This is a genomic window from Pseudomonas sp. P5_109 (assembly GCF_034009455.1).
GTDB lineage: Bacteria > Pseudomonadota > Gammaproteobacteria > Pseudomonadales > Pseudomonadaceae > Aquipseudomonas.
On the sequence record NZ_CP125380.1, the window covers coordinates 4,921,012 to 4,945,296 of the forward strand.

General features: G+C 61.9%; 17 protein-coding genes. 8 read left to right on the forward strand and 9 right to left on the reverse strand.

Annotated features, from left to right (window positions below):
• Window positions 1-56: 56 nt before the first annotated feature.
• Window positions 57-923, reverse strand: a complete 867-nt coding sequence (locus QMK54_RS21900; protein ID WP_110660414.1) for a pirin family protein — start codon at window positions 921-923, stop codon at window positions 57-59.
• A gap of 104 nt (window positions 924-1,027) precedes the next feature.
• On the opposite strand from QMK54_RS21900, the gene QMK54_RS21905 reads away from it, so the two are divergent.
• Both QMK54_RS21905 and dkgB read left to right on the forward strand, forming a co-directional pair.
• A complete protein-coding gene (locus QMK54_RS21905) occupies window positions 1,028-1,936 on the forward strand; it encodes a LysR family transcriptional regulator (RefSeq protein ID WP_110660415.1) in 909 nt (302 codons plus the stop codon).
• Window positions 1,937-2,207: 271 nt separating this feature from the next.
• The gene (dkgB, locus tag QMK54_RS21910; RefSeq protein WP_110660416.1) at window positions 2,208-3,011 is read left to right on the forward strand and encodes a 2,5-didehydrogluconate reductase DkgB; all 804 of its coding nucleotides are present in this window, start codon (window positions 2,208-2,210) and stop codon (window positions 3,009-3,011) included.
• 3 nt (window positions 3,012-3,014) lie between these two features.
• Here dkgB and QMK54_RS21915 read toward each other — a convergent pair whose 3' ends face one another.
• From QMK54_RS21915 to QMK54_RS21945, 7 genes are all read right to left on the reverse strand, one after another.
• A complete protein-coding gene (locus tag QMK54_RS21915) occupies window positions 3,015-6,242 on the reverse strand; it encodes a transporter substrate-binding domain-containing protein (RefSeq protein ID WP_320401333.1) in 3,228 nt (1,075 codons plus the stop codon).
• The gene (locus QMK54_RS21920) at window positions 6,243-6,869 is read right to left on the reverse strand and encodes a response regulator transcription factor (RefSeq protein WP_320401334.1); all 627 of its coding nucleotides are present in this window, start codon (window positions 6,867-6,869) and stop codon (window positions 6,243-6,245) included. It abuts the gene before it with no gap.
• Between the two features lie 108 nt (window positions 6,870-6,977).
• Entirely contained in the window at window positions 6,978-7,379 is a 402-nt protein-coding gene (locus QMK54_RS21925) for a chemotaxis protein CheY (RefSeq protein ID WP_320401335.1), read from the reverse strand.
• A 127-nt stretch (window positions 7,380-7,506) separates the two neighbouring features.
• Window positions 7,507-8,223, reverse strand: a complete 717-nt coding sequence (locus tag QMK54_RS21930) for an MgtC/SapB family protein (RefSeq protein WP_110660419.1) — start codon at window positions 8,221-8,223, stop codon at window positions 7,507-7,509.
• A gap of 131 nt (window positions 8,224-8,354) precedes the next feature.
• Window positions 8,355-11,069: a magnesium-translocating P-type ATPase gene (gene mgtA, locus QMK54_RS21935; protein ID WP_320401336.1), complete on the reverse strand. Its 2,715-nt coding sequence runs from the start codon at window positions 11,067-11,069 to the stop codon at window positions 8,355-8,357.
• A gap of 599 nt (window positions 11,070-11,668) precedes the next feature.
• Window positions 11,669-13,006, reverse strand: a complete 1,338-nt coding sequence (locus QMK54_RS21940) for a lysine N(6)-hydroxylase/L-ornithine N(5)-oxygenase family protein (protein ID WP_320401337.1) — start codon at window positions 13,004-13,006, stop codon at window positions 11,669-11,671.
• 133 nt (window positions 13,007-13,139) lie between these two features.
• Window positions 13,140-13,622 (reverse strand): sigma-70 family RNA polymerase sigma factor, encoded by a 483-nt coding sequence (locus QMK54_RS21945; protein ID WP_110662640.1) that lies wholly within the window; start codon window positions 13,620-13,622, stop codon window positions 13,140-13,142.
• A 373-nt stretch (window positions 13,623-13,995) separates the two neighbouring features.
• On the opposite strand from QMK54_RS21945, the gene QMK54_RS21950 reads away from it, so the two are divergent.
• Genes QMK54_RS21950 through QMK54_RS21960 form a run of 3 tightly spaced genes read left to right on the forward strand, consistent with a single transcriptional unit; the run spans window position 13,996 to window position 18,544 of the window.
• Window positions 13,996-15,168 carry an efflux RND transporter periplasmic adaptor subunit gene (locus tag QMK54_RS21950; protein WP_223592107.1) on the forward strand — a complete coding sequence of 391 codons (1,173 nt, stop codon included), beginning with the start codon at window positions 13,996-13,998 and terminating at the stop codon, window positions 15,166-15,168.
• Window positions 15,169-17,142, forward strand: coding sequence for a MacB family efflux pump subunit (locus tag QMK54_RS21955; RefSeq protein WP_320401338.1), 1,974 nt, complete (start codon window positions 15,169-15,171; stop codon window positions 17,140-17,142). It begins immediately after the preceding gene.
• A 7-nt stretch (window positions 17,143-17,149) separates the two neighbouring features.
• A complete protein-coding gene (locus QMK54_RS21960; RefSeq protein WP_320401339.1) occupies window positions 17,150-18,544 on the forward strand; it encodes an efflux transporter outer membrane subunit in 1,395 nt (464 codons plus the stop codon).
• A gap of 216 nt (window positions 18,545-18,760) precedes the next feature.
• Here the strand turns inward: QMK54_RS21960 and QMK54_RS21965 are convergent, their stop codons facing one another.
• The gene (locus QMK54_RS21965) at window positions 18,761-20,380 is read right to left on the reverse strand and encodes a PvdJ/PvdD/PvdP-like protein (protein WP_320401340.1); all 1,620 of its coding nucleotides are present in this window, start codon (window positions 20,378-20,380) and stop codon (window positions 18,761-18,763) included.
• A gap of 242 nt (window positions 20,381-20,622) precedes the next feature.
• On the opposite strand from QMK54_RS21965, the gene pvdM reads away from it, so the two are divergent.
• The 3 genes from pvdM to QMK54_RS21980 are packed head-to-tail and all read left to right on the forward strand — an operon-like array spanning window position 20,623 to window position 24,198.
• Window positions 20,623-21,972 (forward strand): pyoverdine-tailoring dipeptidase-like protein PvdM, encoded by a 1,350-nt coding sequence (gene pvdM, locus QMK54_RS21970; RefSeq protein ID WP_320401341.1) that lies wholly within the window; start codon window positions 20,623-20,625, stop codon window positions 21,970-21,972.
• Between the two features lie 30 nt (window positions 21,973-22,002).
• Window positions 22,003-23,283 carry an aminotransferase class V-fold PLP-dependent enzyme gene (locus QMK54_RS21975; protein ID WP_110660309.1) on the forward strand — a complete coding sequence of 427 codons (1,281 nt, stop codon included), beginning with the start codon at window positions 22,003-22,005 and terminating at the stop codon, window positions 23,281-23,283.
• Window positions 23,284-23,313: 30 nt separating this feature from the next.
• Window positions 23,314-24,198 (forward strand): formylglycine-generating enzyme family protein, encoded by an 885-nt coding sequence (locus tag QMK54_RS21980; protein ID WP_320401342.1) that lies wholly within the window; start codon window positions 23,314-23,316, stop codon window positions 24,196-24,198.
• Window positions 24,199-24,285: the final 87 nt, after the last annotated feature.

Consider the following 24,285-nt stretch of genomic DNA (forward strand, 5'->3'; position numbering starts at 1 on the left):
GGCCTGAAAACCGGCCTACTCATCCTGTGTAGAGTCGGGTGTTTAAGCGCTGCGAGTTAAGCGTGCATCCGGCCGAAGTGCCCGGACTGGAAGTCGGCGAAGGCCTGGTGGATTTCCTGCTCGGTGTTCATCACGAACGGCCCGTGACCGACGATTGGCTCGTCAATCGGCTCGCCGCTGAGCAACAGCACCACCGCGTCTTCGCTGGCTTCGAGAGTCATGCGATCGCCCTTGCGATCGAACAGGGCCAGTTGCCCCTGGCGCACCGATTCCAGGCCATTGACCTGAACCGCGCCGCGCAAGACCACCAGCGCGGTGTTGCGCCCTTCATGCAGATCCAGGGTGAGCAACTTGCCGGCATTCAAACGAATGTCCCACACGTCGACCGGGGTAAAGGTGCGCGCCGCGCCCTTGTGACCGTCGAACTCACCGGCGATCAGGCGCAGGCTGCCGGCGTTGTCCTTCAAGGCGATGCTCGGGATGTCGCGATCGAGGATCGTCTGGTAGCCGGGGTCGGCCATCTTGTCCCTGGCCGGCAGGTTGACCCACAGCTGCACCATCTCCAGGGTGCCGCCGCTCTTGGCGAAGCCCTCGGAGTGAAACTCTTCATGCAGGATCCCCGAGGCAGCGGTCATCCATTGCACATCGCCGGGGCCGATCTTGCCGCCACTGCCGGTGGAGTCCCGGTGCTCCAGTTCGCCCTTGTAAACGATAGTCACGGTTTCGAAGCCACGATGAGGATGCTGACCAACGCCACGTCGCTCGCTGGTCGGGGTGAATTCAGCGGGGCCGGCGTGATCCAGCAGCAGGAACGGGCTGATGTGCTTGCCCAGGTTGTCGTAGGAAAACAGCGTGCGAACCGGAAAGCCGTCGCCAACCCAATGGGTCCGTGGACTGGTGTAGATACCGATGATGTTTTTCATGGTGTCTCCTGATGAGGTGAGTGAAGCCATGGACAAAGCTTAAAACCGTGACCTTTGCTGCGCTAGACTGCAAAAATCAGCTTTAGCGTTCTATCTGGAGAACGATGGTGGAAGACCTCAACACCCTCTACTACTTCACCCAAGTGGTGGAACATCACGGTTTTGCCGCGGCCGGCCGGGCACTGGACATGCCAAAGTCCAAACTCAGCCGACGCATTGCCGAACTTGAAGAACGCCTCGGCGTGCGCCTGCTGCACCGCAGCAGCCGGCATTGTTCATTGACGGAAATCGGCCAGGCCTACTACCAGCGCTGCCTGGCCATGCGCGTGGAAGCGGAAAGCGCCGCCGAACTGATCGAGCGCAACCGCTCCGAGCCCCAGGGCATGGTGCGCGTCAGTTGCCCGACAGCGCTGCTCAATTCCTGGGTCGGGCCGATGCTGACCCGCTACATGCTCAAGTACCCGCTGGTGGAATTGTTCATCGAGAGCACCAATCGCCGGGTCGACCTGATTCACGAAGGTTTCGACGTTGCCCTGCGGGTACGTTTTCCGCCGCTGGAAAACACCGACATGGTCATGAAGGTGCTGGGCAATAGCACCCAGAGCGTGGTTGGCAGCCCAAGCTTTTTATCGCGTCTGTCGACACCGGCCTCCCCGGCCGACCTCAGTGGTTTGCCGAGCCTGCACTGGGGCGCGGCACAGCGCGAATATCAGTGGGAACTGTTCGGTGCCGATGGCAGCACGGCAATGATCCGGCATGCGCCGCGCATGGTCACCGATGACCTGCTGGCCCTGCGCCACGCGGCGGTCGCCGGGATCGGCATCGTGCACCTGCCCAGTGTGGTGGTGCGTGATGAGATTGCTGCCGGGCAACTGGTGGAACTGGTGCCGGGTTGGGTACCGAAGAGCGGCGTGATTCATGCGATCTTCCCTTCGCGCCGGGGCTTGCTGCCGTCGGTGCGCACGTTGATCGATTTTCTCGGGGAGGAATTCAGTCGTAGTGATATTGCCTGAAGGCAGCTGCAAGCTTTGAGCGGCTAGTTGATGGGTAAGGCTTCATACCGAGTCGCGGCCTTCGCGAGCAAGCCCGCTCCCACATTTGGAATGCATTCCCCTGTGGGAGCGGGCTTGCTCGCGAAGGCGCCAGATCAGACACTCTCACGAAACCGGACTGCTACCGATTCATGACTTTCGGTAAACATTGCTTTGCCGCTCCAGCGGTTTTTCTCACGGATACAGGCGCGGATACTGCCGCCCATTCCTACTGCAACCCCTGGAGTCATCAATGTCTATTCCCGCCTTCGGTCTGGGTACGTTTCGCTTGCAAGGCCAGGTGGTCATCGACTCGGTGAGCACCGCCCTGGCGCTCGGCTACCGGGTGATCGATACCGCGCAAATCTACGAGAACGAAGCCGACGTCGGCGAAGCCATCGCAGCCAGCGGCATCGCCCGGGAAGAACTGTTCATCACCAGCAAGATCTGGGTCGCCAACCTGGCGGGTGACCGTCTGATCGAGAGCCTGAAGGAAAGCCTGCGCAGACTGCAAATCGATTACCTGGACCTGACCCTGATCCACTGGCCGTCGCCGGACGATCAAGTGCCCGTCGCGCAATTCATGGGCGCTCTGCTCGAAGCCAAGCGCCTGGGCCTGACCCGACAGATCGGCGTGTCCAACTTCACCATCGACCTGATGCAGCAAGCGATTGCAGCCATCGGTGCCGAGCACATCGCCACCAACCAGATCGAACTGCACCCGTACCTGCAAAACCGCAACGTCGTCGCGTTCGCGCAGAGCCAGGGTATCGGCATCACGTCGTACATGACCCTGGCTTACGGTGAAGTCCTCAAGGACCCGCTCATCCAGCAAATCGCCGAACGTCTGCAAGTGACCCCGGCTCAGGTCACCCTAGCCTGGGCCATGCAATCGGGTTACGCGGTGATCCCGTCTTCCACTCGCCGGGGCAACCTCGAAAGCAACTTGAAGGCTCGCGAGCTGACCTTGAGTGAGAGCGACATGGCCTTGATCGCAACGCTGGATCGCGGCCACCGCTTGACCAGCCCAAAAGGCATCGCACCGAACTGGGATTGAGCCTCAATCCTGCCCCAGACGCTGTTCCAAACGGGTCATGGCTTGCTGCAACTGGTCGACGGCATCGTCGATCAGTGCCGCGCGGCCGTCATTGCACGCCTGCTCCAGTTGTTCGCAACACTCGACCAGGGCAAGTGCTCGCACCATCAGCGCGCCACCCTTGATCCGGTGTGCCAGCGCCTGCAATTCCGGGCGATTGCCGCTGGCGTGCAACGCCAGCAAATGCACGCGGTCCTCGCGGTTGGTCAACGCCAGATCGAGCATCAGTTGATCGATCAGCTCACGGTCCGAATCCGCATAGCGTTCCAGCTCGCTCAAATCAAACTCGGCGAAGCCAGGATCGTCGATTGCCACCAAAGGAGCGCTGGAGAACCGCTGGGCCAGCCAGGCCTGCAAATCCACCAGGCGAATGGGTTTGAACAGGCAATCGTCCATGCCCGCCGCCCGACACCGGGCTTTCTCCTCGGCCTGCGCGTTGGCGGTAAAACCCAGAATCAGCATCGGTGACAGTCCCTGCAGCCGCTCCTGCTCACGCATCGCGCCCGCCAGTTCGTAACCACTGAGCACCGGCATGTTGCAGTCGGTAATGACCAGGTCGAACCCGTGCCCGCGCCACTGTTCCAGCCCCTGCGCGCCGTCTTCAGCCATCACCACATGGTGGCCCAGGTAACTCAGCTGCCGTGAGAGCAACAGGCGATTGGCCGGATAATCGTCGACCACCAGAATCGACAACGCCCGGGTGGTGAGCTGCGCCGAGTCCTGGAGCATCTCTCCCTCGGGCAACGCTTGCAGGGCCGGCAGCACCAGGCTGATGTCCACCCGCGTCCCGCGTCCAAGCTCACTGTCGAGTTGCAACTGGCCGCCCATCGTTTCGCACAGGGTTCGACTGATCACCAGGCCCAGGCCGGAGCCTTGCCGGGCGGTCTGCTGACTGTTACCCGCCTGCACGAACGGGCTGAACAGGCGTTGCTGGTCGAAAGCGCTGATACCGATGCCGCTGTCTTCAATCTGTACGCTGACAGCGAGGTGCGCCGGGGCTTGAGGCCGTGCTCGCAATGCCAGGCTCACCTGACCTTCACGGGTGAACTTGATCGCATTGCTCAGCAGATTGGACAGCACCTGTTTGAAGCGCGTGGGATCGAGCATCACGTCGCAGTCACTGTGTTCGTCCAGCTCGACCCGCCATTGCAGATTCTTCTGCATCGCCAGCCCTTCGAAAACCCGGCAGACCGATGTCACCAGCGCGTGCAGGTTGACCCGTTCCGGCGCCAGCGACAAATGCCCGGACTCGATCCGCGCGACGTCCAGAATGTCGCCGATCAAATCCAGCAGTTGCTGCCCGGCGTTGGACGCCACCTCGATGGCGGCGCGGTCGGTCTCCCCTTCATCGGCCCGTTTCAGCGCCAGTTCGAGCATGCCGATCAACGCGTTCATCGGCGTGCGGATTTCATGGCTCATGGTGGCCAGGAACGTCGTCTTGGCCCGGTTGGCGTCGTCCGCCGCATCCTTGGCTTCCTGCAATTGCCCGAGCAAAAGCTGACGCTGGCGAATCTGCCGGCGCTGCCAGACGATCCCGGCCAACGCGAGCAACAGCAAGACACCCGCCACCGCGAACGCCTGCACGATCGCCTGTCGGTGTCGCAGCCAGTAACTCTGCTCGACCATCGAGTCATAGCGCCAGGGTTGGGTCAGTTCGTCAATTTCCTCGGGAGGGATACTCAACAGCGCCTTGTCCAGAATCGAATGCAGTTCAGTCGCCTCGCGACTGGTTGCCAGGGTGCTTCGGGCAGGATCGGTGCCCACGGTACTGGTCACTTGCAGACGATCGCGATACTGCCGGGAAATCAGGTAACGGGCACTGATCAACGAGTTGATGCTGCCATGGGCCTTGCCCTGGGCGACCATCTCCATGGCGTCCGTCGACAGTGGTGCATCCACCGGTTGGATCAGCGGATAGTGCTGGCGAATGTACTCGCCGGCAATGTTGCCCTGGGTCAGCGCCAGGGTTTTTCCCGCCATGTCATCCAGCGTCCTGGGGCTGTCCGCGGCCGTACGGGTCACCAGCACCGAAGGGCTGCTCAGAAACGCGCGGGTGAACAACAGTTCATCTTCACGCTGGGAACTGAGGCCGATACCGGCCAGCACATCGACTTGCCCGCTCTTGACGCTGGCTATCATTTCGGCGATCGACTTCATGCTCTGGATGTCAAACTGCAGCCCGGTGCGCAAACTGATTTTCGCCAGCAAATCGACACCAATGCCGCGAAAGTGGCCTTCGCTGTCGATAAATGAAATCGGCGGGATGTTATCGTTGATCGCGACCTTTACCCGTGGGTGGCGTTCGAGCCAGTGTTGTTCGGCCACGCTCAACTGCAATGACTGGGTGCCCGGGATAGACACCCCGTTGGCCCCCCAGCGACGCAGGATGTTCTGTTGCTTGTTGGTGGTGATGGCCGCCAGCGCCTTGTTGACGATACGCAATAGCGAAACGTTGTCGCGGGTCATCGCAAAGGCAAAACGCCCGGACTCCATGGGCGAGAAGTCCGTCAGTTGCACGTTGTTCAGGTAGTTCTTGCTGATCAGATAGTGAGCATTGATCGCATCGCCCAGATAGACATCGGCCTGGCCGAACGCCACGGCGCCCATCGCCGCCAGTGTCGAGGGAAACAGCTGGACCTGCGCCTTGGAGTAGAACTGTTGCACGCTGTATTCGGGCAAGTAGTGATACAGCATCACCAGCCGCTTGCCGGCCAGTGTCGGGTCGACCACCGGAGGGAAATCGGTCCGCGTGACCAGCACCGGTTGATCGACCGCATACGCGCTGGACATCTGTAGTTGTGGATCTTCGGCTTCAAACCGATTGGCCGTCCCCAACAGGTCTGCCCGCCCGTCCTTGATGGCCTGCACCGCATCGGCCCGCGACGGAAAACAATGAACTTCAATGACAACGTTCAACAATTGTTCGAGCAATCCGGCGTAATCGGCTGTCAGGCCTTCGAACACCTTGCCCGCCGTGTTGAACTCGAAGGGTGGATAGTCCGGTGCAGAGACAGCCAGCACCAATCGGCGCTTTTGCTGCAGCCAGCGCGACTCGGTGTCCGACAACCTGACGCTCAAACCCTCGGCACTCGAACGCCCCAGCAGGGTCAACGACTGTTGCGCGCAGACCGTCGATGCCCAAAAAAACAGGCCCATCAGCAGCCAACCGGACAATCGTCGGAGCGCGTTCATTCAGATCAAATGATTGCGCAAGGCGAAATCCCTCAAGTGCACCGATGAGCTCACATTGAGCTTGACGATGAGCCGGGTCTTGTAGGTACTGACGGTCTTGTAGCTCAGATGCATGATCTCGGCGATTTCCAGGTTTTTCGAACCCCGGGCCAGATACTGCAGAATGGTCAGCTCACGATTGGAGAGGCTGTCGATCAACTGCTTTTCACTGCGTTGAAAATCCCCCATCGACACGGAACTCGAGGGGATCTGGGCGAAATAGGTGTAGCCGGCCATCACCGAATTCACGGCCGCCTTCAAGTCATCCAGGTCCTTGCTCTTGGAAACATAGGCGGCAGCCCCGGCACGCATGCAGCGGTCCTGATAAAACTGGGCCTCCAGCGAAGTGAACACCACCACGCGACATCGCGTGTTTTCGGCCTTGATGCGATTCATCACCTCCAGCCCCGCCACCCCCGGAAGACCCAGATCAAGCAGCAGGACATCCGGTTGATGCTCCCGGAGCAACGACAGGACTTCATCGCCACGGGCGGCCTCGTAAATCTGCGTGAATCCTTCGCCCCTGAGTACAAGTTTGATCATGGAGCGAACCACCGGATGATCTTCCACAATCAGTGCTGACTTCATGACTACTCCCGTGCAAAACAACACGATCGGGCAAAAAATGCCCTCCAGGTACCGCAGCGATTGGGCACAACGCTGCGCATAGACTTTTGCATGGAAGGCTGCAAGGAACTACCTGACAGAAATGACAGTTCCGACAAACGGTAACCGAGGATCAACGACGCTCATCAACTGCGTAATTGACGCAAGGTCAGGCAGAGCGGCCTGGCTGAACTGGACTTTGCCCACGACTGGCTGCGACTGCGCCTGCTGTTCATTGAAGATAAACGCGTGATGGACCTGCGGGTTGTCGGCAAAGTAATTGAACAGGTCCAGCGCTCCGCGGGCCATCGACTCATTGACGAGCACCAGGTCCAGTGGCTCGCAACCGTACTCCACCAGGGGAAGGAGCTCGTCGAGGCTCTGCACCGGCGCCACCCGGAAATAGCCGAGCTGATTGAACAGCCGCTCGATCCGCAGGCGGTTGAAGTGCTGTGCATCAGCGATCAGGATGCGCAAGGATTTGTTCGGCAAGGTGACCTCCAAAAGGATGTCGGTTTCAAGAGGTCGCAAAGCCTACGGAAGCCCCTCCCAGGTTTATGTAGGACAATTCCTAAATAAATGCCGGTTAGTCTGACTCTTGCCCGGGAAACCTTGACCTTTACTCCGAAGTACTCGGACTCCAGAACGCCTGCACCACCAAGGTCGACGTCGAAATCCGTGCCACCAGCGCATCCAGCTCATCACCATCGACCGAGGTAGTCGCCAAGGTGGCTTCGATTTCAATTTCATCCGTGCCGAAGGCGTGCACATCGACATCGCTGGCCGGATAGTTGCAGCGCGCAAGCTCGGCTTCGAGCAGGGCCAGCACGGTTTTCTGCTGCGTACGCCGGGCAATGACATAGACGATGTTGGTGACTTCCGCCGAAATCACATCCAGCGGCTGACGGTTGATGTTGTTGACGATTGGCCGCAGCAAGGTGTTGGCCGCGAGCACGAACAGCGTGCCGAGCAAGGCCTCGGCCAGCAGGTCGGCACCGGCGCAGGCACCGACTGCCGCCGAGGTCCAGAGCGTGGCGGCCGTATTGAGGCCGCGTACATTGCCCTCTTCGCGCATGATCACCCCGGCACCGAGAAAGCCGATGCCGGAAACCACGTAGGCTACGACCCGCACGGCGCCTTCGGCACCGGCGAGACGGTTGGCCATGTCGACGAAAATTGCCGCACCCACTGCCACCAGCACATTGGTGCGCAGGCCGGCAGTGCGTTGCCGGTACTGGCGCTCGAAACCGATCAGGCCACCGAGGATGAAAGCCGCGCTGAGGCTGACCAGGGTATCGAGCAGGGAGCTCAGGTTGAGGTTGTCGATGGCTTGCATATAAAACTCCTTGAAAAACACACGATCCCCTTGTGGGAGCGGGCTTGCTCGAAAGCGGTGGGTCAGTCGATGATGATGGTGACGGATACATCGCATTCGCGAGCAAGCCCGCTCCCACAGGTTTTGCGGCCTTATTGCCAGCCAAACCGGCGAATGTAGAACCCCTTCACCGCCTGGGTCAGCGCCATGTATGCCAGCAGGATCACCGGCAGGAACACGAAGTACAGCGATGGCAACGCCTGCAATTTGAAGTAGTGCGCCAGCGGTCCCATCGGCAGGAAAATCCCCACGGCCATGATCAGCCCGGTCATCACCAGCAACGGCATGGCCGCGCGGCTTTGCAGGAAGGGGATCTTCGGCGTGCGGATCATGTGCACGATCAGGGTCTGGGTCAGCAGTCCGACCACGAACCAGCCGGACTGGAACAGGGTCTGGTGATCCGGGGTGTTGGCATCGAACACGTACCACATCAAGGCGAACGTGGTGATGTCGAAGATCGAACTGATCGGCCCGAAGAACAGCATGAAGCGCCCGACGTCGCCCGGCTGCCAGCGCTGCGGTTGCTTGAGCATTTCCTCGTCGACGTTATCGAACGGAATGGCGATCTGCGAAATGTCGTAGAGCAGGTTCTGCACCAGCAGGTGCATCGGCAGCATCGGCAGGAACGGGATGAACGCACTGGCCACCAGCACCGAGAAGACGTTGCCGAAGTTCGAACTGGCGGTCATCTTGATGTACTTGAGCATGTTGGCGAAGGTGCGGCGGCCTTCCAGCACGCCCTCCTCCAGCACCATCAGGCTCTTTTCCAGGAGGATGATGTCGGCTGCTTCCTTGGCGATGTCCACAGCGCTGTCCACCGAAATACCGATGTCGGCGGTGCGCAGGGCCGGGGCGTCGTTGATGCCGTCGCCCATGAAACCGACCACATGGCCGTTGCCCTTGAGCAGCCGGACGATGCGCTCCTTGTGCGAGGGAGTCAGTTTGGCGAAGACGTTGGTGGTCTCCACGGCTTTCGCCAGTTCGGCATCCGTCATGCGCTCGATGTCGTTGCCCATCAGCAGGCCTTGCTGCTCCAGGCCGACTTCGCGGCAGATCTTCGCCGTCACCCGTTCGTTGTCGCCGGTCAGCACTTTCACCGCCACGCCATGGGCGGCCAGAGCCTTGAGGGCCGGTGCGGTGCTTTCTTTCGGCGGATCGAGGAACGCTACGTAGCCGATCAACGTCAGTGCCTGCTCATCGGCCAGGCTGTAGGTGTCGCGTCCTTCGATCATCGGCCGTGCCGCTACCGCAACCACCCGCAAGCCTTCCGCGTTGAACGCGGCCGTGACCTGGCGGATTCGCGCCAGCAGTTCTTCGGTCAGGGCTTCATCGACTTCACCGTGACGTACCCGTGAGCAGACCGCGAGCACCTCTTCCACCGCGCCCTTGCAGATCAGCAGGTGCGGTTGATCGTGCCCGGCGACCACCACCGACATGCGTCGGCGAGTGAAGTCGAACGGGATCTCGTCAACCTTGCGAAATGCCGTGCCGACTTTCAATTCACGGTGGATTTCGACGTGTTCGAGCACCGCCACATCCAGTAGGTTTTTCAGGCCGGTCTGGTAGTAGCTGTTGAGGTAGGCCATTTCCAGCACGTCGTCGGAATCATTGCCCCAGACATCGACGTTGCGCGCCAGGAAGATCTTGTCCTGGGTCAGGGTGCCGGTCTTGTCGGTGCACAGCACGTCCATGGCGCCGAAGTTCTGGATGGCGTCGAGACGCTTGACGATGACTTTTTTGCGCGACAGGAACACCGCGCCCTTGGCCAGGGTCGAGGTGACGATCATCGGCAGCATTTCCGGGGTCAGGCCCACGGCAATCGACAACGCAAACAGCAGCGCCTCGGTCCAGTCGCCTTTGGTGAAACCGTTGATGAACAACACCAGCGGTGCCATCACGAACATGAAGCGGATCAGCAGCCAGCTGACTTTGTTGACCCCGGTCTGGAACGAAGTCGGCGCCCGGTCAGTGGCGCCGACGCGCTGGGCCAGGGCACCGAAATAGGTGCTGTTGCCAGTGGTGAGAATCACCGCCATGGCCGTGCCGGACACCACATTGGTGCCCATGAACAGGATGTTGTCCAGGTCCAGCGGATTGAGCGTGTCGCGGTCCTGCTGGCGGGGGAATTTTTCCACCGGCATCGATTCACCGGTCATGGCTGCCTGGCTGACGAACAGGTCCTTGGCGCTGAGCACCCGGCAATCGGCGGGAATCATGTCCCCGGCCGACAGCACGATCAGGTCGCCTGGTACCAGTTGCTTGATCGGCAATTCGATCCGCTGCGCGCTGTGGTCCTCCACGTCCCGGCGCATCACCGTGGCGGTGTTGCTGACCATGGCCTTGAGGGCATCGGCAGCCTGGTTGGATTTGGTTTCCTGCCAGAAACGCAGCAAGGTCGACAGCACCACCATGGAGAAAATCACGATGGCGGCTTTCATGTCTTCGGTCAGCCAGGAGATCACCGCCAGCAACGTCAGCAGCAGGTTGAACGGATTCTTGTAGCAGTGCCACAGGTGCGTCCACCAGGGCAGCGGTTGTTCGTGCTCGACTTCATTGAGACCGAATTGCTCGCGCAGGGCATCGGCTTCGAACTCGCTCAAGCCGTCGGTGTGACTGCCCAGGGTGTTGAGCAATTGACCGGTGTCGCTGCCGGCAGCGGCCACCAGGGTTTGCGCCAGGGTGGGTGGGACTTCACGGCTGACCGTGGTGTCGGTGAGGGTTTCCAGCAACGCCAGGCGACGGAAGTGCCGGGCGATGTGGCGGTTACGCAGGAAACCCGCGAAGAATTCCTTGAGGGTAAGTTTCATGGCTGGTGCCCCTTTGGTCAGCCGGGAAACCGTCGAGCAGGCAGGTCCACGCCGCTGCCGCCGGAACAACCGGCAAAGCAAGGCCTGGCGCGCCGGTCACGAATGACAGGCGTGTCGATAGAGCGGCGGCCACGACAAAAAGTCGAAACCACGCACTGTTCAGCGTCGATGAGAGGGACGTCGGGACACGGCCGGGACTGGCCATGAACGGGATGCCGCTGCTCGCTTGTCGGCGAGACAACGGCACAGGAGACTGCGCGTTATCTTGCCGAGAAAATGCCGGTTACCGAGACCGGCCGACAACTGTCACTCGAACAAGTACCCACTGTGGGTCTCCGTAATGGATGAAAACGCGCGAAGCTTACGCCCCGATGTTTGCAGAGTAAACCCGTTACAAAATCTTGCCGGGGCAATCTCGGGGTTCTTCAGGAAGGGTTCAGGATTGCGAAAAACTGTGGCGAGGGGGCTTGCCCCCGTTGGGGTGCGAAGCGCCCCCAAAACCCGGTTAACTCGGTTTTTCAGACAGACCGCATTCGACGGATTTGCGACTGCTGCGCAGCCGAACGGGGGCAAGCCCCCTCGCCACAAGTTCACCTACGTCAGCTGGCCGTCGCCAACAACAAATCCACCACCGACCGCCCATGCCCGCGATGCTTGCCGTGCTCATACAAGGAGCCGGCAATTTCATCGGCACGGATCGGCAGGATCGACAGCAAGGTGTCGCTCAGCCCGTGGCTGGCCTGGCAGAAGCCCTGCATGTAGAGACCGGCCTTGCAGCGCTCGTCGGTGATCAGTTTGTAGTTGCGATCGACCTCGAAATCGCCCAGGTACTCCTCAAGCGGCGCCAGCAACTTGCGGTGCATCTGCCGCTCGTAACCGGTGGCCAGGACCACGGCGTCGTAGTGACGCACCGAGACTTCACCGGTGGCGTTGTTGCGCAACAGCAGTTCGACGCCGCGCTCGTTGGCGGTGGCTTTTTCGATAGTGGTCAGGGTGTGGAACGCATGCCGGGCGATGCCCGAGACCTTCTGCCGGTAGAAGATGCCGTAGATGCGCTCGATCAGGTCGATGTCCACCACCGAATAGTTGGTGTTGTGGTACTCGTTCACCAGTCGCTCGCGCTCGCTGTCGGGCTGCTGGAACACCAGGTCAGTGAACTCCGGCGAAAACACTTCGTTGACGAAGGGGCTGTCATCGGCCGGCTTGAGTGCCGAGCCGCGCAGGATCATGTCCACCTGCACCGACGGGAAGCTGTCGTTCAGATCGATGAAGGCCTCCGCCGCGCTCTGTCCGCCACCGATGATCGCAATGCTCATCGGCTGGTTGTTCACGCACGGCTGCTTGGCCATCTGCGCCAGGTACTGGGAATGGTGGAACACCCGGCCGTCATCCTTGAGCGCCTTGAACACCTCGGGAATACGTGGCGTGCCACCGGCGCTGACCACCACCGAACGGGTGGTGCGCACATGCTGGTGCCCGCTCGTATCGCGGGAAATCACCCGCAGCGCCTCGACCTGATGGTTGTGCAGCACCGGCTCGATGGTCAGCACTTCTTCGCCGTAACGGCTTTGCGCGGTGAACTGCCCGGCGACCCAGCGCAGGTAGTCGTTGTACTCCATGCGGCACGGATAGAAGGTGCCCAGGTTGATGAAGTCCACCAGGCGCCCGTGGGCCTTGAGATAATTGACGAACGAGTAAGGGCTGGTCGGATTGCGCAGGGTCACCAGGTCCTTGAGGAAGGAAATCTGCAACTCGCTCTGGGTCACCAGGGTGTTGCCGTGCCAGCGGTAGTCGGCCTGCTTGTCGAGAAACAGCACATCCAGATTGCCCTGGCTCGCCCCGCGCTCTTGCAGCGCGATGGCCAGTGCCAGGTTCGACGGGCCGAATCCGACGCCGATCAGGTCGTGAACGAGGGGCGATGCAATTGCCTGTGTCATTTCCAGTGTCCTCTGGATGTTCCCCGCAAAAGCGGGGCATTGAACCTAAGTGACCTGACAGGCCGTGGGCCGCACAACAGGTCGTCTGTTGAGTAGGAACGAGGACAATGAAAAAAAATTTAGCCGTGCGGGCTCAGTGGGCATCCCACTGTCGCATTCGTATACGGCAATGCTTCATGGCATTAACAATGTGCTTTTCGACCAGGGCCTTGGAAATACCCAGTTGCCCGGCGATTTCCGAATGGGACAGCCCCTCGATCTTGCGCAGCAGAAAGCTCTCGCGGCACAGCCGTGGCAGTTCCGCCAGGGCACGCTGGAGCATGTCCAGGCGCTGGCCGTGATCGAGGGCCTTGTGCGGCGAAGGCGTGAAACAGCTTTCTTCGCTATCGAGTACGTCCAGCGGCTCGGCGCGCCGCAAGGCATTGCGCCGGTGGTCATCGACGACCAGGTTCAGAGCGGTGCGATAAAGGAATGCCCGGGGCTGCTCGATCGGCGTCTCGCTGGAACGCTCCAGGACCCGCAGGTAAGCGTCATGCACCACATCTTCGGCCACCTGACGGTTGCCCAGCCTGGCGTTCAGGAAACACACCAGCTCACGATAGTAGTTTTCCAACATGACTCCCGTCCGCACGGGGGTGCGGTTTCTGTCCTTGAGCCCTTTGTGCCAGCGTTGAAATAAACGGTGGCACGATAGTGGCAATTCGTATCGCGTAATTTATAGTAATTCTCATATAGATTTAAAGTACCGCGTCGCCTTGCCCGATAAATAGTCGTGAACTATGTGGGAGCGAGCTTGCTCGCGATGGGCGTGAACGATGATGCGTACTTTCTAATTTAACGCGTCGTCCTTGCGGCCATCGCGAGCAAGCTCGCTCCTACAGTGGTTTGTGTTGTCGGCTAAATTCTCTGCTCCGTTCAACGTCTACAGGACAGCTTCCCGTCTCTGCGCCGCTCAACGACGGGCCGATATCCTTTGGCCGGAACCCTGCATGAAACGTCCCCGACAGACCCGACGCGCCCTGCTCGCAGCACTTTGCCTGATCCCTGTAGTTGCCGTCGCCGCCTGGCAGTTCATCCCGCCGGGCCGCGACCAGTTCGCCACCGTCCAGGTCAGCCGCGCCGACATCGAAAGCAGCGTCACGGCATTGGGCACCCTGCAACCGCGGCGCTATGTCGACGTCGGCGCCCAGGCCTCCGGGCAGATCCACAAGATCCACGTGGAAGTCGGTGACGTGGTCAAGGAAGGCCAGTTGCTGGTGGAGATCGATCCGTCCACGCAACAGGCCAAACTCGATGCCGGGCGGTTCTCCATCGAAAACCTCAAGGCGCAGCTGCAGGAACAACGGGCGCAACACGAACTGGCCCGGCAGAAATACCAGCGCCAACAGAACCTCGCCGCTGGCGGTGCCACCCGTGATGAAGACGTGCAGACCGCCCAGGCTGAATTGCGCGTGACCCAGGCGCGCATCGACATGTTCCAGGCACAGATCCGCCAGGCCGAAGCCAGCCTGCGCAGCGATCAGGCGGAGCTCGGCTACACGCGGATTTATGCCCCCATGGCCGGCACCGTGGTCGCGCTGGATGCCCGTGAAGGCCAGACCCTCAACGCCCAGCAGCAGACGCCGCTGATCCTGCGCATCGCCAAGCTGTCGCCCATGACCGTATGGGCCGAGGTCTCGGAGGCCGACATCGGCCACGTCAAACCCGGCATGCACGCCTGGTTCACCACCCTGAGCGGCGGCACCCGGCGCTGGACCAGCACCGTGCGGCAGATCCTTCCCGTCCCGCCCAAACCGCTGGACCAGACCAGCCAGGGCGGTGGCAGCCCCGCCAGCACCAGCAAAAGCGGGAGTGCCCGCGTGGTGCTGTACACCGTGTTGCTGGACGTCGACAACGCCGACAACGCGCTGATGGCGGAAATGACCACCCAGGTGTTTTTCGTCGCCAACCAGGCGCAGAACGTGCTCACCGCGCCGATCGCCGCCCTCCAGGCGGGCGCGCAGCCAGACCTGCAGACCGCACAAGTGGTCGCCAGCAATGGCCGCATCGAACAGCGCAACGTGCGCACCGGCATCAGTGACCGCCTGCGGGTGCAGATCCTCGATGGCCTGCAAGAAGGCGATCACCTGTTGATCGGCCCGGTCGACGGGAGTGACGGCTGAATGCTGACGCCCCTGATCGACCTTTCGGACATCCGCAAAGCCTACGGCGGTGGCGACGCGCCTGAAGTTCACGTGTTGCGCGGCATCGACCTGTCGATCCATGCCGGTGAGTTCGTGGCGATTGTCGGCGCTTCCGGTTCCGGCAAATCGACGCTGATGAACATCCTCGGCTGCCTCGACCGCCCGACCTCGGGCGAATACCGCTTCGCCGGGGAAAACGTCGCCGCCCTGGACAGTGACGAACTGGCCTGGCTGCGTCGCGAAGCCTTCGGTTTCGTGTTCCAGGGCTATCACCTGATTCCGTCGGGTTCGGCCCAGGAGAACGTCGAGATGCCGGCCATCTATGCCGGCACCCCCGCCGCCGAACGCCACGCCCGCGCCGCCGCCCTGCTCGACCGCCTTGGCCTGGCTTCGCGCACCGGCAACCGTCCGCATCAGCTCTCCGGCGGTCAGCAGCAACGGGTGTCGATTGCCCGCGCGCTGATGAACGGCGGCCACATCATTCTTGCCGACGAACCCACCGGCGCCCTCGACAGCCACAGCGGCGCCGAGGTCATGGCCTTGCTCGACGAACTGGCGAGCCAGGGTCACGTGGTGATCCTCATCACCCATGACCGCGAAGTGGCGGCCCGGGCCAAACGCATCATCGAGATTCGCGACGGCGAGATCATCAGCGACAGTGCCCGGGACAATCCCGCCGCGCAAAACTCGGCCAACCCCGGCGCCCTGCAAGCCGTCGATTTGCGCAAGCGCCTGAGCGAGGGCGCCGAAGCCACCGGCGCCTGGAAAGGCGAACTGGTCGATGCCGTGCACGCAGCGTGGCGGGTGATGTGGATCAACAAGTTCCGCACCGCGCTGACCCTGCTCGGGATCATCATCGGCGTGGCCTCGGTGGTGGTGATGCTGGCCGTGGGCGAAGGCAGCAAGCGCCAGGTGATGGCGCAGATGGGCGCGTTCGGTTCCAACATCATTTACCTCAGCGGCTCGGCGCCCAACCCGCGCACGCCGATGGGCATCGTCACCCTCGATGAGGTCGCGGCGATTGCAAGCTTGCCGCAAGTGACGCGGATCATGCCGGTGATTGGCCAGGAAGCCGGGGTGCGCTTTGGCAACCTCGACCATTTGAGTTATGTCGGCGGCAATGACACCAATTTTCCGACGATCTTCAACTGGCCGGTGGTCGAAGGCAGCTACTTCACCCACGCCGACGAACAAAACGCTGCGGCGGTCGCGGTGATCGGGCACAAGGTGCGGACCAAGCTGCTCAAGGACGTGGCCAACCCGATCGGCCAGTACATCCTGATCGAAAACGTACCCTTCCAGGTGGTCGGCGTGCTCGCCGAAAAAGGCGCCAGCTCCGGCGACTCCGACAGCGACGACCGCATCGCCATCCCCTACTCCGCCGCGAGCGTGCGCCTGTTCGGCACGCACAATCCGGAGTACATCGCCATCGCCGCCGCGGACGCGCGCAAGGTCAAGGAAACCGAAAAAGCCATCGAGCAACTGATGCTGCGCCTGCACGACGGCAAGCACGATTTCGAACTGACCAACAACGCGGCGATGATCCAGGCCGAGGCCCGCACGCAAAACACCCTGTCGCTGATGCTCGGCTCGATTGCGGCGATTTCGCTGCTGGTGGGCGGGATCGGCGTGATGAACATCATGCTCATGACCGTGCGCGAACGGACCCGCGAGATCGGCATCCGCATGGCCACCGGCGCCCGCCAGCGCGACATCCTGCGCCAGTTCCTCACCGAAGCGGTGATGCTCTCGGTGGTGGGCGGCCTCACCGGTATCGCCCTGGCGCTGATCGTCGGAGGCGTGCTGATTTTCAGCGAAGTGGCTGTCGCGTTCTCCCTGATAGCGGTGCTGGGCGCCTTCGGCTGCGCCCTGGTCACCGGTGTCGTTTTCGGCTACATGCCGGCCCGCAAAGCTGCCCGACTCGACCCGGTCACGGCCCTTACCAGTGAATGATCTATCCATGAAGCCGACACTCAGTGTGTTAACCCTGTGCCTGCTGCTCGGCGCCTGCGGCAGCCCGGCCCAGCGCCCCGACAGCGGCATCCGGCCGCCGGCCGCCTGGCAATCGCCGCACACCGCAGGCGCCGCCCATGACAATCAGCAGTGGTGGAACCGCTTCGGCAGCCCGCAACTGGGTCGCCTGATCGAACAGGCACGGCTTGGCAGTTACGATCTGGCCGCGGCCATCGCGAGAGTGCGCCAGGCCCAGGCCGATACGGTGATTGCCGGCGGTTCGCAACTGCCGGAGGTCAAGGCCGGGGTCAACGCCAATCGCCAGAAACTGCTGCGCGGCAACGGCTACAGTCAGCTCGATGCCGACAGCGATAACGACGCCGTCGACTACTTCACGGCGAACCTTACCGCCAGCTACGAAATCGATTTCTGGGGTGGCCAGCGGGCCGGCCGCGACCGCGCGCAAATCAGCCTGAAAGCCAGCGAGTTCGATCAGGCCACCGTGGAATTGACCTTGCTCAGTGGCGTGGCCAACGGCTATGCGCAAACCTTGTCGTTGCAGGAGCAGGGCCGCATCGCCAAGTTGAACCTGGCCAACGCCCAGAGCGTGCTGAAACTGGTGCAGACCCGTTTCGATTCGGGCTCGGCCACGGCCCTTGAACTGGCCCAGCAAAAAAGCCTGGTGGCAGCGCAGCAACGCCAGCTGCCGCTGGTGCAGCAACAGGCCGAGGATGCGCGAATCAGCCTCGCCACCCTGCTCGGCCGACCGGTTCAGGCGCTGTCGCTGGGTCAGGAACGCTTCGATCAACTGACCTGGCCCGCCATCGACGCCGGCGTGCCCAGCCAGTTGCTCAGCCGCCGTCCGGACATTGCCCGGGCCGAGGCGCAACTGGCCGCCGCCCAAGCCGACGTCACCGTCGCCCGTGCCGCGATGCTGCCGACTGTGACCCTCACCGCCGAAATCGGCTCCGGCGCCGACCGGGCCGACGATATTCTGCGCAGCCCCTTCTACAACCTCACCGCCGGACTGCTCGCGCCGGTGTTCAACAACGGCCGCCTCGGTGCCCAGCGCGACAAGGCCACGGCGCGCCAGGAAGAACTGCTGGAGACCTATCGCGGCGCGATCATCAATGGCTTCGCCGACGTCGAAAAAGCCCTCAACAGCATTCGCGGGCTGGATCAACAGCGCGGCTGGCAGAGTGAAGAACTGAGCCAGGCACAGACTGCGTTCAACATCGCGCAAAGCCGCTACCAGGCTGGGGCGGAGGATCTGCTGACAGTGCTGGAGACGCAGCGCACGCTGTATGCGGCGCAGGATTTGAATGTGCAACTGCGGTTGTCGCGCATGCAGGCGAGTATTGCGTTGTACAAGGCGTTGGGTGGGGGGTGGCAGGTTTTGTAGTTGCGGTGTCTGAGAGGACGCCATCGCGAGCTCGCTCCCACAGGGATCTTCAGCGGACATAAAACCTGCGTACAACCAGGATCAAATGTGGGAGCGGGCTTGCTCGCGAAGGGGCCAGTACATTCAACATCTATGTCGTCTGCCACACCGCCTTCGCGAGCAAGCCCGCTCCCACAGTGGATCTTCAGTGAACACAAAATCTGTGTACGGCCAAGATCAAGCTTGGCTCTGTTTAGCCCTCAGATGACGCGCATACCACGGCCGCTGCGGCACCTTGCGGAACAGGTCCTTCAGCTTCTTCTCGTCCTCACCAAAGGTGATGCGCAGCGCCAGCTTCATGGTTTCCGGGTCCATTTCCACGGACTTGCCCGCCTGCAACCCCGGTGTGGTGCTGCAGCCATGTGTGCCCGGACCGAGCCACGGGTCATCGATTTCCACCCAGCGCCCCGGCGCGAACCACTGCACGCCATTGACCTCCCGCCGACTGACCTGCCCCGGATGGAAGCGCTCGTGGGCGCGGAACCAGTCCTCGAGGCGATCATCGATCCAGCCGTGGAAATGCCAGAACATCGGGTTCACATGGGAGGAAAACGGGTCGCCGAGGAAGTCGTTTTCCGCGGCGAACCAGCGTGCGGAAAAATCCGATGGATCGCGGGCGAACGGCACTGGCTGACCGTTGGACGGATCGCGCGGCACCGAAGCCCAGCGCATGTGCAGCCAGTCGTGCAGGCCCAGTTCAACCTCCGAGCCGAACTGACCGAGGGTCAGCTTCGACAGGTAACGCGGGTCACGGTACTGCGATTCCCAGACCTGGAAATTACTGTGATAGGTCTCGCTGGTCTTGATGTCGCTGACCCATTGCGTGTACTCGTCATCGTCCTCGGCCAGCCAGGTCGGCGGCAGCGCCGTGCCGTCGTGGTTGTCGAAGTAGCGCGCAAAACCGGGCCGGTCCCGCGCCAGTTCCGGCTGCGGCAACGGGAAGTGCGTCCAGGACGGCAAATCCTGCATCGACCGCGCCGTGCCGAGCATGTGCCGGTGCATGAAGAAAAAGTCCACGCCCGAACCGTTGCGATCCTTGCGCTCGCCCCGGGCATCGCGCTCCTGGTCCCGAGGGCCGGGTTGCCAGCCGAGCCCGCGCAAGGCGCCGCGCTGGTCTTCGGACAGCTTGTGCCACTTGTCCCGAGTGGCATGCCAGAGCTGGTGAAACAATCGGTGCTGCGGTGATACCAGCCAGGCGAGCAGGGTCGGATTGAGGCCGGTGCGCTCACGGGCTTCGGGGAATACCCGTTTGACCGCGATGAAGCGATTGTCCTGGGCCGTCAGCATCAGCGGGCGATTGAGGTCCAACACGCGCCCACTGAGACTGCCGCTGCCGGCGTTACCGAAACCGGCCCAGACCTCGTCCAGGCTCATGTCGAATTCGTATTCGCAACAGCCGCTGGCGCCCAGCAATCGCCAACTCAGCTGTTTCGGGTTGGCCGCGGACAAATCGCCGAGCACCCGGTAACGAGGCTCTTCGGCAGAGCGCAAACGCTCGGCGGTGTCGAGGAAACCCACGACGCCGCGACCTTTGTGGCCGATGTCGATAAATACTTCCAGGCCTTCTCGCGGTAAGCCTTCGATACCGCCGTCACGACCGTCGAAACGAATCTGCCAGACCCCGCGCAAGGTATCGGCCAAGCGCTGACCGGCAACATCGGCCACGTCGAACGAGGCTTCGCCGGGGGTGATCGTCGGGTCCGGCCTGGTCAGTTCGCGATGCCCGTAATACACCGCCGGCACGGCGGCACCGGTGAGCGCCAGGCCCGCGAGGAACCATCGTCGAGAAATCGTCATTGCCCTACCTGTGTCAGCCATGGAGCAGGCTTTGTCCAAGCTAGAACGTTTGTTACCCGCATAAATTTAAAAGCTTCGCGAGCAACCCCGCTCCCACATTGGAATGCGGTCACCTGTGGGAGCGGGCTTGCTCGCGAAGAGGCCGGTACAAACACCTAAATTATTCGATCAGCCACTCGTTCCCCCCAGATAGCAAAGGCCCCCGCGCCTGATCCTCGACGGCGAACCTGACTGAGACGGCAATGACAAAACCACGTTCGAAAAAGGCTCTTTTCATCGGCCTGCCGCTGGCCCTGGCGATCAGCGCGGGCGCAGGCTTCGCGGCCTGGGATTACTGGTTCAAGGACAACCCCGGCTACCCGGTCAAGGTGATGAAACAGGCCGATCAACTGCAGGAGCGCATCCTCTCGTTCGACAGCCACATCACCGTGCCAATGGACTTCGGCACCGCCGGCAACGAAGTCGACAAGGACGGCGAAGGCCAGTTCGACCTGATCAAGACCGCGCGCGGGCGCCTGTCCGGGGCGGCGCTAACGATCTTCGGCTGGCCGGAAATCTGGAACGGCCCCAACGCGCCCCACCGCCCTACCGAAGGGTTCGTCGACGAGGCTCGCCTTGAGCAGGAAACCCGCTACAAGATCATCAGCGCCATGGTCCGTGACTTCCCTAACCAGGTGGCCATCGCCTATACCGCCGACGACTTCCGTCGCCTGCACGGCGAAGGCAAGTTCGCGATCTTCATCAGCATGCTCAACGCCTACCCGCTGGGCAATGACCTCAACGCCCTGAATACGTGGGCCGCGCGCGGCATGCGCATGTTCGGCTTCAGCTACGTGGGCAACAACGCCTGGGCCGACTCGTCGCGGCCGCTGCCATTTTTCAACGACTCGCGCGACGCCCTCGGCGGGCTGTCGGACATTGGCAAGCAAGCGGTGCAGCGCCTCAACGACCTGGGCGTGATCATCGATGTGTCGCAGATGTCGACCAAGGCCCTGGAGCAAGTCGCACAACTGAGCCGCACGCCGATGGTCGCCTCGCACTCGGCACCGCGTGCCCTGGTGGATATCCCACGCAACCTCAGCGATGCGGAAATGCAGCTGATCAAGAACAGCGGCGGCGTGGTGCAGATTGTCGCGTTCCCGACCTACATCCGCCCGCTGAGCCAGGCCACCCTGGACAAGCTCAACGCCCTGCGCGCGCGCTTCGACCTGCAACCGCTGCAAGGCCTGGAGATGGCCTTGATGCCGGGCGACCCGGTGATCACCGTCTGGCCCGAGCAACGCTTCGGCGAGTACGCCAGCCAGCTCTATTCGATCCTCGACGAAGAACCCAAGGCCTCCCTCAAGGACTACGGCGACGCGATCGATTACGCCGTGAAGAAAATCGGCCTCGACCACGTCGGCATCAGTTCCGACTTCAACGACGGTGGCGGCCTCGACGGTTGGAAAGACGTCAGCGAGGCCCGCAACGTGACCGCCGAACTCATCAGCCGTGGCTACAGCGAGGCCGATATCGCCAAGCTCTGGGGCGGCAACTTCCTGCGGGTCTGGGACCAGGTGCAGAAGTCCTCCCGACCTGTGGTCCAGAACTGATTTTTTCCTTTTGCCAAAGCGAACCGAACCATGACCAACCGTCGTTCATTCCTCAAGCAGGCCGGCATTCTGGCGGCCGGCATTCCCCTGGCCTCGGCCGTCAGCTTGCCCGCACGGGCCGCAAGCCCGGCGCCGTTGCCCAGGGACAAATGGGACCAGTTGCGCCAACTGTTCACCCAGGACCCGAATTACCTGCACTTCGCCAACTTCCTCGTGACCTCGCACCCGCTTCCGGTGCGTGAGGCCATCGAGATGCATCGCCTGAACCTTGATCGCAACCCGGGCCTGGCCATGGACTGGCATCGCGGCGAAACCGAACGCCGCGAAGAAGACGTGCGCGTGTGGGCCGGCCGTTACTTGAAAGCCAAGCCGTCGCAGATCGCCCTCACCGGCAGCACCACCGAAGGCCTGGCGATGATCTACGCCGGCATCCACGTGCGCCCGGACCAGGAAATCCTCACCAGCGAACACGAGCACTACGCCGCCAACAGCGTGTTCGAATACCGCACCCAGAAGGACGGCACCCAGGTTCGCAAGATCAAATTGTTCGAAGACCCCTACAAGGTTTCGACCGCCGAAGTGCTGGCCTCGATCGAACGCAACATCCGCCCCGAAACCCGCGTACTGGGCATGACCTGGGTGCATTCCGGCAGCGGTGTGAAGTTGCCCATTGGCGAAATCGGCAAACTGGTGGAAGAGAAAAACCGTGGTCGCGCCGACAAGGACCGCATCCTCTACGTCATCGATGGCGTACACGGCTTCGGTGTGGAGAACGTCGACTTCCCGGACATGCACTGCGACTTTTTCATTGCCGGCACTCACAAATGGATGTTCGGCCCACGGGGCACCGGGATCATCTGTGCCCGTTCCGACGAGCTCAAGGACGTGACCCCGACCATCCCGACCTTCTCCGAAGCCACCCAGTTTTCCACGGTGATGACCTATGGCGGCTACCACTCCTTCGAACACCGCTGGGCGCTGACCGAAGCCTTCAAATTGCACCTGGACCTGGGCAAGGCCGAGGTCGCGACACGCATCCATGACATCAACAGCTACCTGAAGAAGCGTTTGCAGCAGCACCCGTCGGTGGAGCTGGTCACGCCGCTGTCACCGGAGTATTCCGCCGGTTTCACCTTTTTCCGCATCAAGGACCGGGACTGCGAGGAAGTCGCCAATTACCTGATGGATCAGCGCGTGGTGTGTGACGCCGTGGACCGCGATGTCGGGCCGATCATTCGTGTATCGCCGGGGCTGCTCAATACCGAGGCGCACATCGACCGGTTGATGGAACTGATGGCGAGCAAGCTCTGACCCACCGATTTAAATGGACGAAAATTTTTTATGAAAAACACCCTGAAAAACCTCGGCGCCCTGATGCTGCTGGGGTTGCTCGGCAGCGCCGTGCCCGGCCTCGCCCAGGCCTACACGGCACCGCTGCCGGGCAAGGTCTTCAAGGATTGCCGTAATTGCCCGGAAATGGTGGTACTGCCCGCCGGCACCTTCACCATGGGCACCCCGGAAGACGAAGTCGGCCGCGAGCCCGATGAAGGCCCGATGCATGAAGTGACATTCGACAAGCCGTTTGCCATGAGCCGTTACCAGATCACCGCCGGCGAATGGAACCAATACATGCAGGAAACCGGTATTACCCTGCCCGATGGCGACACCCGCCCCGGCCGGGCATGCACCAACGGCAAACCGAGTTATCCCCAGGGCCCGCGCCAGCCGGCGGTGTGCATGAACTTTGTCGAAGTCAGCGCCTACGTCGCCTGGCTATCGATGAAAACCGGCCAGCACTACCACATCGTCAGCGAGGCCCAACGCGAATACGCCGCCCGTGGCGGCTCGACGGGACCGTTCCCCTTCCCGTTCGACCCCGGCACCGAGTACAGCATCGCCACCCACGCCAACACCTACGGCCCGACCGATGGCTACAGCTACAGCTCGCCGGCCGGCAGCTATCCACCCAACGCCTTCGGCATGTACGACGTGCATGGCAACGTCTATGAATGGATTGCCGACTGCTACCACCCGGACTACGTCGGCGCACCTACCGATGGCAGCGCCTGGACCGAACCGAACTGCGACACCCTGCGCATCCGTGGCAACGACTGGGGCGAAGCGCCGGTGTTTTCCCGCTCGGGCAACCGCAATGACATCGACCCGCAGACCCGTGGCGACTGGATCGGTTTCCGTGTCGTACGCGACCTGACACCCAACCTCTGACTCCATCCCCAACCCGAACCCCTGTGGGAGTGGGCTTGCTCGCGAAGGCGGCAGCACATCCAACATCTATGTGACTGACAAACCGCT